General features: G+C 67.8%; 13 protein-coding genes. 5 read left to right on the forward strand and 8 right to left on the reverse strand.

The genetic code is table 11. The features are described 5' to 3' along the window. Positions 1 to 122: 122 nt before the first annotated feature. Positions 123 to 896: an enoyl-CoA hydratase/isomerase family protein gene (locus ACZ50Z_RS08685; RefSeq protein WP_464483179.1), complete on the reverse strand. Its 774-nt coding sequence runs from the start codon at positions 894 to 896 to the stop codon at positions 123 to 125. Between the two features lie 64 nt (positions 897 to 960). Here ACZ50Z_RS08685 and ACZ50Z_RS08690 point away from each other — a divergent pair, with 64 nt between their 5' ends. Continuing rightward, the gene (locus ACZ50Z_RS08690) at positions 961 to 2,112 is read left to right on the forward strand and encodes an LLM class flavin-dependent oxidoreductase (protein ID WP_464483180.1); all 1,152 of its coding nucleotides are present in this window, start codon (positions 961 to 963) and stop codon (positions 2,110 to 2,112) included. A gap of 34 nt (positions 2,113 to 2,146) precedes the next feature. On the opposite strand, the gene ACZ50Z_RS08695 is transcribed toward ACZ50Z_RS08690, so the two are convergent. Next, positions 2,147 to 2,836, reverse strand: coding sequence for a cutinase family protein (locus tag ACZ50Z_RS08695; protein WP_464483181.1), 690 nt, complete (start codon positions 2,834 to 2,836; stop codon positions 2,147 to 2,149). 125 nt (positions 2,837 to 2,961) lie between these two features. Between ACZ50Z_RS08695 and ACZ50Z_RS08700 the strand changes: the two genes are divergently transcribed. Beyond that, a complete protein-coding gene (locus tag ACZ50Z_RS08700) occupies positions 2,962 to 3,624 on the forward strand; it encodes a class I SAM-dependent methyltransferase (RefSeq protein WP_464483182.1) in 663 nt (220 codons plus the stop codon). Between the two features lie 14 nt (positions 3,625 to 3,638). Here the strand turns inward: ACZ50Z_RS08700 and ACZ50Z_RS08705 are convergent, their stop codons facing one another. From ACZ50Z_RS08705 to ACZ50Z_RS08715, 3 genes are read right to left on the reverse strand one after another with little or no spacing between them, the layout of a single operon-like run. Then, positions 3,639 to 4,715: a prenyltransferase gene (locus tag ACZ50Z_RS08705; RefSeq protein ID WP_464483183.1), complete on the reverse strand. Its 1,077-nt coding sequence runs from the start codon at positions 4,713 to 4,715 to the stop codon at positions 3,639 to 3,641. After that, a complete protein-coding gene (locus ACZ50Z_RS08710) occupies positions 4,702 to 5,460 on the reverse strand; it encodes a class I SAM-dependent methyltransferase (protein WP_464483184.1) in 759 nt (252 codons plus the stop codon). The genes ACZ50Z_RS08705 and ACZ50Z_RS08710 overlap by 14 nt, the downstream gene beginning before the upstream one ends. Continuing rightward, on the reverse strand, positions 5,454 to 6,704 hold the full coding sequence (locus tag ACZ50Z_RS08715) for a glycosyltransferase family 4 protein (RefSeq protein ID WP_464483185.1): 1,251 nt from the start codon (positions 6,702 to 6,704) through the stop codon (positions 5,454 to 5,456). The genes ACZ50Z_RS08710 and ACZ50Z_RS08715 overlap by 7 nt, the downstream gene beginning before the upstream one ends. Before the next feature lie 291 nt (positions 6,705 to 6,995). Between ACZ50Z_RS08715 and ACZ50Z_RS08720 the strand changes: the two genes are divergently transcribed. Continuing rightward, positions 6,996 to 7,793: a DUF1906 domain-containing protein gene (locus ACZ50Z_RS08720; RefSeq protein ID WP_464483186.1), complete on the forward strand. Its 798-nt coding sequence runs from the start codon at positions 6,996 to 6,998 to the stop codon at positions 7,791 to 7,793. Between the two features lie 166 nt (positions 7,794 to 7,959). On the opposite strand, the gene katG is transcribed toward ACZ50Z_RS08720, so the two are convergent. The 3 genes from katG to ACZ50Z_RS08735 all read right to left on the reverse strand — a co-directional run bounded on the left by katG (position 7,960) and on the right by ACZ50Z_RS08735 (position 12,009). Further along, on the reverse strand, positions 7,960 to 10,200 hold the full coding sequence (gene katG / locus ACZ50Z_RS08725) for a catalase/peroxidase HPI (RefSeq protein ID WP_464483187.1): 2,241 nt from the start codon (positions 10,198 to 10,200) through the stop codon (positions 7,960 to 7,962). 36 nt (positions 10,201 to 10,236) lie between these two features. Then, positions 10,237 to 10,677 (reverse strand): Fur family transcriptional regulator, encoded by a 441-nt coding sequence (locus ACZ50Z_RS08730; RefSeq protein WP_464483188.1) that lies wholly within the window; start codon positions 10,675 to 10,677, stop codon positions 10,237 to 10,239. Between the two features lie 105 nt (positions 10,678 to 10,782). Beyond that, positions 10,783 to 12,009: a L,D-transpeptidase gene (locus tag ACZ50Z_RS08735; protein ID WP_464483189.1), complete on the reverse strand. Its 1,227-nt coding sequence runs from the start codon at positions 12,007 to 12,009 to the stop codon at positions 10,783 to 10,785. 158 nt (positions 12,010 to 12,167) lie between these two features. On the opposite strand from ACZ50Z_RS08735, the gene ACZ50Z_RS08740 reads away from it, so the two are divergent. Next, complete coding sequence (locus ACZ50Z_RS08740) at positions 12,168 to 12,920, forward strand: hypothetical protein (protein ID WP_464483190.1); 753 nt, start codon at positions 12,168 to 12,170, stop codon at positions 12,918 to 12,920. A gap of 61 nt (positions 12,921 to 12,981) precedes the next feature. Continuing rightward, positions 12,982 to 14,472 (forward strand): FAD-dependent oxidoreductase, encoded by a 1,491-nt coding sequence (locus ACZ50Z_RS08745; RefSeq protein ID WP_464483191.1) that lies wholly within the window; start codon positions 12,982 to 12,984, stop codon positions 14,470 to 14,472. Positions 14,473 to 14,485 lie beyond the last annotated feature (13 nt).

Here is a 14,485-nt window from a genome sequence, read left to right on the forward strand (position 1 = left end):
TTGTCGCCCTGTCAAAAATACGCCATCAGGCAAGCTGACCTGAGGATTAACGCGATTATCAACGTGAACGTTGACGTTGACAAACATGGCACGGCGTTTTAGCGTCCCTACTGATGCAAGCCTCATCCGCGGCCCAACTTCGCCATCGCCGCACGAAAGTCGTCGTGCTCCATGGCGGCCGCCTCGAGGGCGAGGGAGAAGGGCAGCACCGCGCCGGAGGCCATTGCGAGCAGCCGATGCATCGCCGCCTTGGTGCCCTGGACGGCCTGGGGCGCCAGCGCCGCAAGCCGCTGCGCCATCGCCATGGCCGACGGCCCTACGTCAGCCGGCGGGACGACGCGGGAGATCAGCCCGAGACGTTCGGCCTCTGCGGCGGTGAGGATTTCGCCCGTCATCAGCAATTGTTTCGCGCGGTTGAGCCCGACGAGCAGCGGCCAGATCACCGCGGCGCCGTTGCCCGCCGGCAGCGCGGCGTGGACATGCAGATCGCCGAGCTTCGCCGACTCGGCCATGTAGGAGACGTCGGCCAGGGTCGCGAGCACCGCACCCAGCCCGATCGCGTGCCCGTTAACTGCGGCGACCAGGGGCTTGGTCAGCCCCACGATGTCGTCGACGATGTGACGCGCCTCCTCGATCGGGGTGCGGCCCGAGGCGGTCGCGTACTGGCGATCGCTGGACTCGTCGCCGCCGGCGGAAAAGGTCCGGCCCGCCCCGGTCAGCACCACGGCGCGCACGCGGGCGTCGTCCTGGGCCGCCGCGAAGACCACGGACAGCTCCGAATGCATTGCGTCATCAACGGCATTGGCCTTGTCGGGCCGGTTCAACGTCAGCACCGCAACGGCGGTCGCGCTGTCCACCGCGACATCGATGGTGCGGTATGCGGCGGGATCGAGCATCTGACGCCCCCTTGCTGAACAACTTGAACATGAACGTTGACGTAGATTATAGGAGCTGGACGGCATGCTGAGATTCGGAACCTTCATCGCGCCCTACCACCCGGTGCGTGAGAGCCCGCTGACCACCTACGAGCGCGACCTCGAGCTGATCGAGTGGTGCGACCGCTGGGGATTCGACGAGGCGTGGGTCGGCGAGCATCACTCCGCCGCATGGGAGAACATCGCCGATCCCGCGATGTTCCTGGCGGTCGCCGGACAACGGACGCAGCGGATCCGGCTTGGTTCCGGGGTGGTCAGCCTGCCGTACCACCACCCGATGATGGTCGCCGACCGGTTCGTGCAACTCGACTACCTAACCCACGGCCGCGCCATGCTGGGCGTGGGTCCGGGTGCGCTGATCTCCGACGCGACGATGATGGGCATCGACCCGGTGACCCAGCGGCCGCGCATGAACGAAGCGCTCGGCGTGATCATTCGGCTGCTGGCCGGCGAGACCGTCACGCACCACAGCGACTGGTTCACGTTGGAAGAGGCTCGGCTGCAACTGCTTCCGGTGAACGGCTCGATGCCGATCGCCGTCGCGTCCAGCACCTCGCCGTCGGGCATGACGGCGGCGGGCACGCATGGGGTCGGTGTGCTGTCGCTAGGCGCCGGGCTGATCGGCGGGAAGAAGGATCTGGCGGCGCACTGGGCACTGGGGGAGAAGGCCGCCGCGGACAGCGGCAAGCAACTGCGGCGCGAGGAGTGGCGCCTGGTGATTCGCGCGCATCTGGCGCCCACGCGGGAACAGGCCAAGGCCGAGGTGCGCGAGGGGCGCGAAGCCGAACGCGTCGGGTACTTCAAGCGGGTCGCCGGGCTGAAGAACGACTACACCCTGGAACAGGAGATCGAGGAGGACGCCGCCATCGTCGGCACGCCCGACGACATGATCGAGGCGTTGCACCGGCTGCAGAACCTCACCGGCGGGTTCGGCGGCTTCCTGGTGCTGGCCGGCGATTGGGCCGACCGTGAGACCACGCTCCGCAGCTACGAATTGATGGGACGCTACGTGATCCCGGAGTTCCGTGGGCATTTGGACCCGCTGCGGGCCAGCTACGACACGGTGGTGGCGAAGAAGCGCGATTACGGTGCACCGGCGATGGCCGCGATCAAGAAGGCCTACGAGGACGCCGGCCAGCAGATGCCCGACGACCTCAACCCCACCAACCTGCGCTAGGCGTGGGCGCGCGGCGCCAACGTACCGCGACCGGTCAGAGCTTGCCCGCGACGAAGTCCGCGGCCTGATTGGCCATGCCCGCATCGATGTAGGCGCCGGCAAGATGCTGCGGCCAGTTCTGTTTCCAGGTGTTCGGATCGGCGGGGTTGCAGATCGGGTCGGCGCCATGGCACAGCTCGATGGTCCGGTCGTTGTAGGTCGGATTGAAGTTGGTGATCGGCCCAACCCACTGGCTTCCGTTGCCGAACAAGGCGACCGCGGCGATGTGCTGATCGACGCCCGGCGGCAGGGGGCTGTCGAAACCGAACGCGCCGATGGGCGCCGCGAGCACGACGTCGGTCACTGCCGCGCCCAGCGAGTAGCCGCCCAGCACCAGCCTGGTGTCCGGGCAGTTGTTGACCACGTCCTGGATGTGGTGGCTCATGTCGTTGGCGCCCTGGGCGACCTCGGTGTCGGCGGGGTATCGCACGGCATAGGCGTCGACGGTCCTCGAGACCTTGGAGCGCAGGGCGCTGATGAACGCGTTGCCCAGCACGCCCGGCCCCGGCGATTCGTTGCGGCCGCGGGCGAACACGACCTGCACCGGCGGACAGGCGGCGGCGGCCACGGGCGCCGCGAGCGGCGACGACGGCGGAACGGCCGCGGCGGCCAGCACCAGGGCGGTCGCGGCGGTGACCGCGGCGAGGCCGGCGGCACCGCATTTACGGAGAGGCAAGGCGCGCACGCCCATGATGGTAAAGCGATCTCACCGCGTCCGCTGGCCGGCCGGCACGCGGACCTCGTGTGATCGCTCAGCGCGAACATCGACCACGCTGACGGCGGCGTCGATCCAGGCGATAGGTTCACCTGATGGATCACGTCGCCACGGGTGCGCCCGAGCGCTTGTTCGCACTGGCCGAACAGGTACAAGGTTTCATGCCGCCCGACGAAGGGCGCGCGCTCTACGACGCCGCGCTGCGCTATCTCGACGGTGGTACCGGCGTCGAGATCGGCACGTACTGCGGCAAATCCACCCTTTTGCTGGGCGCGGCGGCGCAGCAGACCGCCAGCGTGGTCTTCACGATCGACCACCACCACGGCTCCGAGGAACATCAGGCCGGCTGGGAATACCACGACGCGTCGTTGGTGGATGAGGTCACGGGCTTGTTCGACACCCTGCCGACGTTTCGTCGCACCCTCGACGCCGCCCAGTTGGACGAACACGTCGTCACGATTGTCGGCAAGTCGCCGCTGGTGGCGCGGGCATGGCGGACGCCGCTGCAGTTCCTGTTCATCGACGGCGGCCACAGCCAGGACGCCGCGAACCAGGACTTCGACGGATGGGCCAAGTGGGTCGCCGCGGGCGGGGCGCTGGTCATCCACGACGTGTTTCCCGACCCCAAGGACGGCGGACGGCCGCCGTACAACATCTATTGTCGCGCAATCGATTCCGGGCAGTTCCGGGAGGTATCGGCCACCGGATCGCTACGGGTGCTCGAACGTGTCAGCGGCCGGCCCGGCGAGCCGGTGTAGCGGGCGGTCTCGGGTTACCGGCCGGGGCCGGTCGCGACGCATTCGCAGTCGAAGTCGGTCTGCAGGCCCATCGGCAGCGCGTCGCCGCGGAAGATCCCCGCTCCGGGAGTCGCGTTCGACAGTGCGTCGGCCGCCAGGATCATCGCGGCGCCTGTCCAGGTGGTGCGCTCCTCGGGCCAGCGTTTCCCGTCCGCGAAAACCAGGCCGGTCCAATAGGATCCGTCACCCTCACGAAGGTGCTGCATCGCGGCGAATTGGCGGTGAGCGTCGGAGCGCCGGCCGAGGGCATCCAGCGCCATCACCAGCTCGCAGGTCTCGGCGCCGGTCACCCAGGGGCGATCGCCGACGCATCGGATGCCCAGGCCGTCGACCACGAAGTCATCCCAGCGCTGCTGGATGCGCGCGGCCGCGGCCGGGCCCCGCAGGGCACTGCCGAGAATGGGGTAATACCAGTCCATCGAGTAGCGCTCTTTTTCGGTGAACGCCTCCGGGTGGTCGGTGATGGCGTGGCCCAGCCGGCCCACCGCGAGTTCCCACTCCGGCTGCGGGTCCTCGACGAAGGCCGCCAGCGCGAGCGCGCAGCGGATGCTGTGATACACGCTGGAGCACCCTGTCAGCAGGGCTTCCGGCAACAGCCCGGATTCGCTTCGCGCCCAGGCGATTTCACCGTTGCCGATCTGCATGTCGATGACGAAATCGATCGCCTTGTGCACGACCGGCCACATCTTTGCCGCGAACGATTCGTCGCCGGTGACCAGGACGTGGTGCCAGACACCGGCGGCGATGTAGGCGCAGAAGTTGCTGTCGCTGTTGGCGTCTTCGATCACGCCCGCCCGAAACTGGATGGGCCAGGAGCCGTCGGGCCGCTGAGTGCGGCGGCTCCAGTCGAAGGCCGCCCGCGCCGGGTCCAGCAGTCCGGCGGTGGTGAGCGCCATCGCGCACTCCACGTGATCCCACGGGTCGGTGTGGCCGCCGTCGAACCAGGGGATGGCGCCCGAGGATTCCTGTGCGGCAACGATGGACAGCGCGGTCTGCCGGCACTGTTCGGCAGTGAGCACCCCCGTGACCGCGGGCGGGTTAGACCGAGGCAACTGAATATCCCGGACTCGCTTGGCTGTCGGCCTCCTGTGGTTTGACGAAGTACATCGCCACGCTCTTACCCACCAGCGGATTGAGCAGCGACTCCGCCAGCTGGGTGATCTTGGGCCGCTGCATCAGATCCCAGACCAGAAGTTTGTGGTAGGTGGTCACCGCCCGGTGGTCGGTGTTCGAGACGCCCACAGCGCATTTCAGCCACCAGAAGGGCGAATGCAGCGCATGCGCGTGATGAGTGTGCGTCAATTCCATTCCGCCACCGAGGATCTTGCCGCGTAGTTCATTGGCGCGGTAGATGCGCACGTGGCCGCCCTCGTTGGCGTGGTATTCGTCGGACAGCAACCAACACACCCGTTCGGGTAGCCAGCGGGGCACGCTGACTGCCAGCGTGCCACCGACTTTGAGCACCCTGATCAATTCGGCGATGGCGATGTCGTCTTGCGGTATGTGTTCCAAGATCTCCGAGGCGATGACACAGTCGAAGGTCTGGTCGGCGTAGGGCAACTTGAGCGCATCCCCGACCACCACCTTCGCCGACGCCTCGGCCGGCGCCTCGCCGTTGTCTGCCATCGCGCGCAAAATGGTGTCAACAGACCGTAATTCGTCTTCATCGCGGTCGAAAGCGACAACGTCGGCGCCACGGCGATACGCTTCGAACGCGTGCCGGCCGGCGCCGCAACCCACGTCGATGACCTTGCTCGACGGGCCGATCCTCAGCCGGTCGAAATCGACGGTCAGCATGTCGCTTCGCCTCGCGCGGTGCGTGCGATCGCCCGCTCGTAGACCCGAACGGTCTGCGCGGCGACGGCTTCCCAGCTGAACACGTCGACTGCGCGTGTTCGTCCCGCCTTGCCGAGGCTGCGCCGCTTTTCCGGGGAATCCAGGAGTTCACCGAGCGCGTGGGTGAGGGCGTCGACGTCCGCGGGCGGCACCAGCTCGGCGCAAGCGCCGTCCGTCCCAAGGACTTCCGGCAGCGCGCCCACCCGGCTGGCGACGATCGGCGTGCCGCTGGCCATGGCTTCCACCGCCGGCAACGAGAACCCCTCGTAAAGCGACGGGATGCAGGCCACCTCCGCGGACGCGAACAACGCCGCGAGCTCGGCATCGGAGAGCCCGCTGGTGATGTGCACGATGTCGGAGATGCCGAGCTCGGCGATGAGTTTGTGGGTCGGCCCGTTGGGTTCGACCTTCGCGACGAGCCGCAATTCGAGATCCCGGACGGTGCGCAGCCTGGCGACCGCGTGCAGCAGCGTGCGGACGCCCTTCAGCGGGGTGTCGGCGCTGGCGATCGCGATGATGCGACCCGGCTCCCGCGGTCCGGAGCCCGGTTTGAACAGCTCGGTGTTCACCCCGAGCGGCACCACATGCAACTGGTCCGGCGAGACGCCGAAGTCGCTGACGATGTCGGCGGCCGACGACGACGAGACCGTCAACAGGTCGGGGATGTGGCGGGCGACCTCCTGCTGCATGTCCAAGAACCCATACCAGCGGCGCACCAACGGTTTTCGCCACCAACGCGCAGCAGCAAGGTCCAGCACCCGATCGCGGGTGATCGGGTGGTGCACGGTGGCCACCACCGGCAGCCCCGCGTCCGCGATGCTGAGCAGTCCGGTGCCCAGGCTCTGATTGTCGTGTACGACGTCGAAATCGGCTGCCCGCTCGGCCAATAACCGCGCGGCCCGCATGGTGAACGTCCGAGGCTCGGGAAAGCCCGCGGTCCACGTGGTCAGCAATTCCAAAAGGTCGATGGAATCGCGAATTTCGCTCGGCCGCGGCACCCGGAACGGGTCAGGTTCCCGATACAGATCAAGGCTCGGAACTTCGGTGAGCCGGACGCGAGGGTCGAGCAGGTCGGGATATGGCTGCCCGGAAAACACCTCGACGTCGTGACCGAGCTCCACCAGACCGTGGCTGAGATGGCGCACGTAGACGCCCTGTCCGCCGCAATGGGTCTTACTACGGTAGGACAGCAGGGCAATTCGCATACTCAACTCTTCTGTGCTGGAAAATGACCGCGGAAGGGCGCCGAATCCATCGCTGTCAACGGGCTCCCGAACTCCGTGACAGCAAACTGGACATGTGTCCAGACTATAGTTCGATCACCTAAGCGAGCGCAACGAGGCTGAAATCCACCGTCTCGCGCACAGACGGCCCCCGGGATGTCCGACACGCAAAGATCATGCCACTGGCGGGCGGCCGCCGGCTTTCCGGCCGGGGGGTTCTGGGTGCTGACCGGCGTCAATGAGTGGCTGAGGGGGCTTTGTTACCATCGCGCGGTGCGGGATTCGGCTGCACCGGCGGGGCACGCGCCGCGATCTGTTTCCAGACGCGACGTGCTGAAGTACGCGTTGGCCCCGGCCATCCTCAGCCTGCCAGGCGCGATCGCCGACGGGCCGAAAGCGGCGGCCGCGGGTCTGACGCTGATCGATTTCGCCGAGAAGCGGATCGCCCCGGAGGAGATCAAGGCCGCGGGATACGGCGGCGTGGTCAACTATGTGTCGGAGTCGCGCCCGGGCGCGAACTTCGAGGCCAAGCCCATCACCCGCCAGTACGCCGACTCGCTGCGCGCGGCGGGACTGCAGATCGTCAGCAATTTCCAGTACGGCAAGCCGGGGTGGCCCGACCCGTCGGACTGCACCCGCGGGCACGACGGCGGCGTCGCCGACGCCCAGACCGCGATGCGGCTGCACGCCGCGGCCGGGGGACCGGACTCCGCGCCGATCTTCTTCAGCGTCGACGACGACATCGACGACAACGCCTGGAATAGCGTTGCCGTCGACTGGTTTCGGGGGATCAACTCGGTGCTCGGCGCGGGTCGCACCGGCATCTACGGGCATGCCAGGGCGTGCGGGTGGGCCATCCGCGACGGCGTCATCGGGAGCTCCAGCACGCCCGGGCACCGGTGGGCGTGGCAGACGCGATCGTGGTCGCACGGGGAGCGCGAACCGGCGGCGGTCCTCTACCAGGCCGTCGTCAACAGCCCGTCGAACCCGGGCCCGCTGCTCGGCGGGATCAACGTGGACGTCGACGACGTCCTCGCGCCCGATTACGGGCAATGGGATTTGGCCCGCTGAGCCTCCCTGATCCGCGCTGATTCAGGCCGGTCCACACGTCGACCGTGGGTCCTATGCACGAAAAGCGGCCCGATCCAGTGCATACGGCCGACGCTCGACGGTTAGCCCCACCAAGACGACACCCCGCGAGCCGAGGGCCCGCGGGGTGTCGCTCGCTATCCGGGTTCTACTTGAGGTCGAACCGGTCGTTGTTCATGACCTTCACCCACGCCGCGACGAAGTCCTCCACGAACTTCCCCTGGGCGTCATCCTGGGCGTAGACCTCGACCAGTCCACGCAGCACCGAGTTGGAGCCGAAGACAAGGTCGTTCGCGGTGGCGGTCCACTTGAGCGCGCCGGAGGACCGGTCGTGTCCCTCGTAGACGTTCTCCGCGGTCTCCGACGCCCTCCACTCGGTGCCCATGTCGAGCAGGTTGACGAAGAAGTCGTTGGTCAACGCGCCCGGCTTGTCGGTGAACACCCCGTGCTTGCTGCTGCCGTGATTGGCACCGAGGGCGCGCAGGCCCCCGACGAGCACGGTCAACTCCGGACCGGTCACGCCGAGCAGGTACGCCCGCTCCATCAGTAGCTGCTCGAGCGGCGCCTTCTCACCCGGCCGGATGTAGTTGCGGAATCCGTCGGCCCGCGGTTCGAGCACCGCGAACGACTCCACGTCGGTGCTCTCCTGCGAGGCGTCGGTGCGGCCCGGCGCGAAGTGCACCGCGATCTCGTAACCGGCGTCCTTGGCCGCCTTCTCGACGGCCGCCGAGCCCGCCAGCACAATCAGGTCGGCCAGCGAGATCTTCTTGCCGCCGGAGGCCGAGGCGTTGAAATCCTGCTGGATCTTTTCCAGCACCGGCAGCACCTTGTCGAGTTCGGAGGGCTCGTTGGCCTCCCAATTGCGCTGGGGTTGCAGGCGCAGCCGCCCGCCGTTCGCCCCGCCGCGCTTGTCGGTGTTGCGATAGCTCGCCGCCGCCGACCAGGCCGTTTTGACCAGCTGCGGGATGGACAGCCCGGAGTCGAGCACCTTCTTCTTCAGCGCCGCGACGTCCTTGTCGTCGACGAGCTCGTGGTCGACGGCGGGGACCGGGTCCTGCCAGAGCTGGGGCTCGGCGACCCACGGACCCAGGTAGCGGGTGATCGGGCCCATGTCGCGGTGCAGCAACTTGTACCACGCCTTGGCGAACGCGTCGGCCAGCTCCTCGGGGTGGTCCAGCCAGCGGCGCGTGATGTCGGCGTAGATCGGGGATTCGCGCAACGAGATGTCGGTGACCAGCATCGTCGGTGCGCGACCCGCGCCGCCGAACGGGTCGGGGATCGTGCCCGCACCCGCGCCGTCCTTGGCGGTGAACTGCCACGCGCCGGCGGGGCTCTTGGTCAGCTCCCATTCGTAGCCGTACAGCGTCTCCAGGAAGCTGTTGTCCCACTTCGTCGGGGTGGGCGTCCAGACCACCTCGAGTCCGCTGGTGATCGCGTCCTTGCCAGAACCGCTGGCATACGAGCTCTTCCAGCCCAGCCCCTGCTGTTCGATCGGCGCGGCCTCGGGCTCCGGGCCGACCAGGTCGGCGTCGCCGGCGCCGTGGGTCTTGCCGAAGCTGTGACCCCCGACGATGAGCGCCGCGGTCTCCTCGTCGTTCATCGCCATCCGGCCGAACGTCTCGCGGATGTCGATCGCCGCGGCGATCGGATCCGGTTTGCCCTCCGGCCCTTCGGGATTGACGTAGATCAGGCCCATCGTCGTCGCGCCGTAGGGCTGCGCGAGATCGCGCTTACCCGAATAGCGCCTGTCGGTGCCCAGCCATTCTTCCTCTTCCCCCCAGAGGATCTCCTCGGGCTCCCAGACGTCCTCGCGCCCGAAGGCGAAGCCGAAGGTCTTGAACCCCATCGACTCGAGGGCCACGTTGCCGGCGAGGGTGATGAGGTCCGCCCAGGACAGCTTGTTCCCGTACTTCTTCTTGATCGGCCAGAGCAGCCGGCGGGCCTTGTCCAGGCTCGCGTTGTCCGGCCAGCTGTTCAGCGGGGCAAAACGCTGCATGCCCTGGCCGGCGCCGCCGCGGCCGTCGTGAATGCGGTAGGTGCCCGCGGCGTGCCAGCTCATCCTGATGAACAGGCCGCCGTAGTGGCCGTAGTCGGCGGGCCACCAGTCCTGCGACGTGGTCATCAGCGAGATCATGTCGGCCTTGAGCGCGTCGACGTCGAGCTTGGCGAACTCCGTGGCGTAGTCGAAGTCGTCGCCGAGCGGGTTGGACTGCGGCGAGTGCGGGTGCAGCCTGGAGACGTCGACCTGGTCGGGCCACCAGTCCTGGTTGGTCAGCGGGGCGTGGGCCTTCGGCTGCGGCGAAGGGATTGCTGGGTTTTCGCTTTCGCTCTTGCTAGCCGTCCCGGTGTCTGGTTGGGGTGGGCGGCTACCGGATGTATCAGATGACACAGCATTCCTTTCGAGGTGGGTGAATCGGGCTGCGATCTAGGAGCCTGCAGTCGAGCAATCGGCGCACAGGCCCCAGTAGATGACTTCGGCCTCGTCGAGAACGAAGCCATCAAGAACGTTGTCGTCGTCCGACGGTGTGAGGCACGGGGCCTCGCCGACGGCGCAGTCGATGTCGCCGATGATCCCGCAGGTCCGGCAGACGACGTGATGGTGGTTGTCGCCGACCCTCGACTCGTAGCGCGCGACCATCCCCAACGGCTGGATGCGCCGGACCAGACCGACCGTGGTCAGCGCGTTGAGGACGTCGTATACGGCTTGGCGGGACACATCGGGCAGGCCCCTGCGGACCGCCGAGAAGATCGTCTCGGTGTCGGCGTGCGGGTTGGCGTCCACGACTTCCAGCACGGCAACCCGGGGACGGGTCACCCGCAGATCGGCCATCCGCAACCTGTCCGCGTAATCGGCCGTCGATGACACCGCACCAATATGACGCACTTATCTGGAACGAGTCAAGAGTTTCTTGTGAAGTGGAGCACAATTGTGGGTGACGAATGGGCTGGGTCATGTTCCGGCCACACCACGTCAGGCGGGCTTGAGCGCACTGCCTTCGCGCCATTGGTCCCAGTTGAGCGTCCAGTCGCCGTTCTGCTCGAGCGTCAGCGGCGGACCGCCGCTGTTGCGGACCTCGACCACGTCGCCGGGCACCGAAAAGTCGTAGAACCATTTCGCGTTGTCGGCGTTGAGGTTCAAGCACCCGTGGGACGTGTCGCGGTGCCCCTGGGCCCACACCGTCGCATCGAGCTCATGCAGATAGATGCCGTCGCTGCTGATCTTCGTAGCCCAGTTGATGGTTTCGCGATAGCCGAGCCGGGAGTTCTTGGGCAACCCGAAGGTCGAGGAGTCCATCACCACCGGATTGCCCTTGTCGAGCACGGTGTACACACCCGGCGGGGTCCACAGCGAGATCTTGCGCCCGCCGACGTCTTCGGTGCCGCCCATCCCCATGCTGGTGGGCATCGTGCGCACCAGCGCCCCGTTGTCGAAGACGCTGACCTGTTTGGTGGCATCATCGGCGATCGAGACGTGGGCGTCACCGATCCGGAACGAGACCCGGGTGTCGTCCTGCCCGAATAACCCTTCGCCCAAAGCGATTCCATAGATCTGCGCCTCGGCCGTGATCTGTGTGTCCGGGGCGTAGTAGCGCTCCGGGCGCCAGTGTGCGTTTTGACCGTCGACCCAGAACCATGAGCCCTCGACCTTAGGGGTGGTGGTCACCGCCAGGCGTCGCTCGGCGGCGGCCCGGTCGGTGATCTGCTCGTCGAAGTGCGCGACGATGACCGTTCCGACGCCGTAGGTGCCGCCGTCGCGCAGCGGCGCCTCCGCGGTGGTTTTGAACGACACCTTGGTCTGATTGGAGGGCCGCAGCGTGGTGAACGTCGAGACCTGTTTGGCCGCAACGCCGTTGGTGCCGCGACTGGTGACCGTCAGCGTGTAGGTGCGCCCGTAGCCCAGCGGGACGGTGGGCTTCCACACCAGGTTGTCCGGGGTCATGACACCCTGGACCGAAGTGCCGGACTCATTGACCATGTCAACGCCGGCCAGCGTGCCCACCTCGGCTTTGACCATCACCGGGGCGACCGGGTCGACGTCGTGCGCGTCGGGACCGGGGGTGAACGTCACTTGCGCCGGGCCGGGCGGCGTCGCGGTGGTCCGGGGATGATGATTCGGCGATGCGATCTGGATCGCGCCGACCACCCCGACGACAACGAACACGGCCAGCAGGAGCCGGCGGGACCAACGGATTGTCATGTTGTGCACCTGATAACCCGCGGCGCGCTCCCGGTAAACGTGCGGTGCCCTGCGCCGAACGTGCATTCGTGGCGAAGAATTCGTCAATAGTCGCCGTGAGTACACGCTCGGCGCAACGGTTCGGGCCTTCGGCCGGCCCCCGGGGGGATCATGGCTTCATGGCCGACGAGGAACTCGACGATCTCTATCGCGCGCCGCTCAAGGAGTTCACCGCGGAACGCGCCAGGTTGACCGCCGCGGCCAGGAAACGCGGTGACGACGAGGCCGCCAAACGCATTGCAGCGGCCACCAAGCCGACGACGGCGGCGTGGATCGTCAACCGGCTGGCCCTGCGGCACAAGGACACCCGGGAGCGTCTGGCGGACCTCGGTGAGCGGTTGCGAGACGCGCACGCCGCGATGGACGGCGCGCGCATCCGCGAGTTGTCGGCCGAGCAACACAAACTCATCGACGAGCTCACTCGGGACGCGCTGCACGCCGCCGAGGTGAAACAGCCGTCGGCGTCCGTGCGCGAGGATCTGACCAGCACACTGCAAGCCGCGATCGCCGACCCGCAGGTGCGGGCGCGGCTGGGGCGGCTGACCCGCCCCGAGCAGTGGTCGGGTTTCGGCGCTTCCGGTGACGCGGCACCCGAACCGGCTCAGGACAAATCCCGTAGCCGGCGCAGCGAGAAGCTCACCGCGGCCGTCGCCGCCGCCGAAGCGGCCAAAGCCGAGGCCGACGAGCGGTTGTCGGGACGGGGAGCCCAGCGCGACGAGGCCCGGCGGCGCCGCGACGAGGCGGCCAGAGCGCTGCGGGCGGCCGAGCGCGACCTCGGCCGCACCGAACACGACTACGACCGGGCCGCCGGAGCCAGCCGGGCGGCCGCCGAGGAACTCAAGGAGGCGAAAGCCCGGTTGAAGCAGGGGTGAGGCCGCGCGGCGTTTCCTCGTGCCGGGTTGGGGTATCTGCACAGCCGTGACTTCTTTGTGGATGACCGACCGTACCGAACGGCCTTGGGCGGCAAGCCCACTTGACCAGGGCCCCGCGTCCGCCGATGTCATCGTCGTGGGCGCCGGCATCACCGGGCTGATGACGGCGGTTCTGCTGGCCCGCGCGGGCAAGGACGTGCTGGTGCTCGAGGCCCGCACGGTGGGTTCCTGCGCAACGGGGAACACGACCGCCAAAATCAGCCTGCTGCAAGGCAGCCAGCTCTCGAAGGTGCTGCCGCGGCATGGCCGGGAGGTGGCGCGCGCGTACGTCGACGGTAATCGCGAGGGGCAGGAATGGATCCTGGGCCATTGCGAGGCGCACGGGGTGGCGGTGCAGCGCGAGGATGCCTACACCTACGCGCAGTCGACTCGGGGCGTGCCGTCGGCGCGGGCCGAACTCAAGGCGTGTCAGACGGCCGGTCTGCCGGCGGTGTGGGAGGACGAGGCCGACGTGCCGTTCGAGTATCACGGCGGCGTGCGGCTGGCCGACCAGGCGCAGTTCGACCCGATGCCCTTCCTCGACTCGTTGGCCGTCGAGCTGCTCAACCGCGGTGGTCGGCTGGTCGAGCACAGCCGGGTGCGACGAGTCTCCTCGCGCGGCAAGGGCGTGCGCGTGCACGTCAACGACCCTGCCGGGCAGGATGTCGAGCTTCAGACCGGGCAACTGGTGCTTGCCACCGGCATCCCGATCCTGGATCGCGGCGGCTACTTCGCGCGGGTCAAGCCCAGCCGGTCCTACTGCCTGGCCTTCGAGGTTCCCGGCAACATCACCCGACCGATGATGATCACCGCCGACTCGCCGACACGGTCGGTGCGCTACGCGCCGGTCGCGGACGGGCAGAGGCTGATCGTGGGCGGAGCCGGCCACACCGTGGGCCGCGAGAAGAGCCCGTCCGAGGCGTTGGGCGAGCTGGCGTCCTGGACGCGCAGGCATTACCCGGGCGCCGAGCAAACCCATTTTTGGTCCGCGCAGGACTACACGCCCATCGACCATCTGCCCTATGTTGGCCCCATTCTGCCGAACAACGAAAGCATCTTTGTCGCAACGGGTTTCAACAAATGGGGCATGACGAACGGTGCCGCGGCGGCGCTGGCACTGTCGAGCCGGATGCTGGGCGGGCGGATGGACTGGGCCCGCGCGTTCGCCAGCTGGAGTCCGCACGAGCTGACGGGTTTGGCGACGGCCCTGCAGGCCAACCTCGAGGTCGGCTTCAACTTGACCAAGGGCTGGATCACCCCGGCTGCGCGTATCGGCCGCCGCAGCCCCGTCGACGGGGAAGGCGGCGTGGTGAGCGGTCCGCCGTGGCACCTGGAGGCCCGCTGCCGAGTCGACGGCGTCGAGCACCGTGTCTCACCGGTGTGCCCACACCTCGGCGGGATCGTGAACTGGAACGACGCCGACAAGGCGTGGGAGTGTCCGCTGCACGGGTCGCGCTTCGCGCCCGACGGCACGTTGTTGGAAGGGCCGGCGACGCGCGATCTGACCGCCTAGACGTCAGCGAGCG

The organism is Mycobacterium sp. NTMscope_MAC_269 (genome assembly GCF_976985695.1).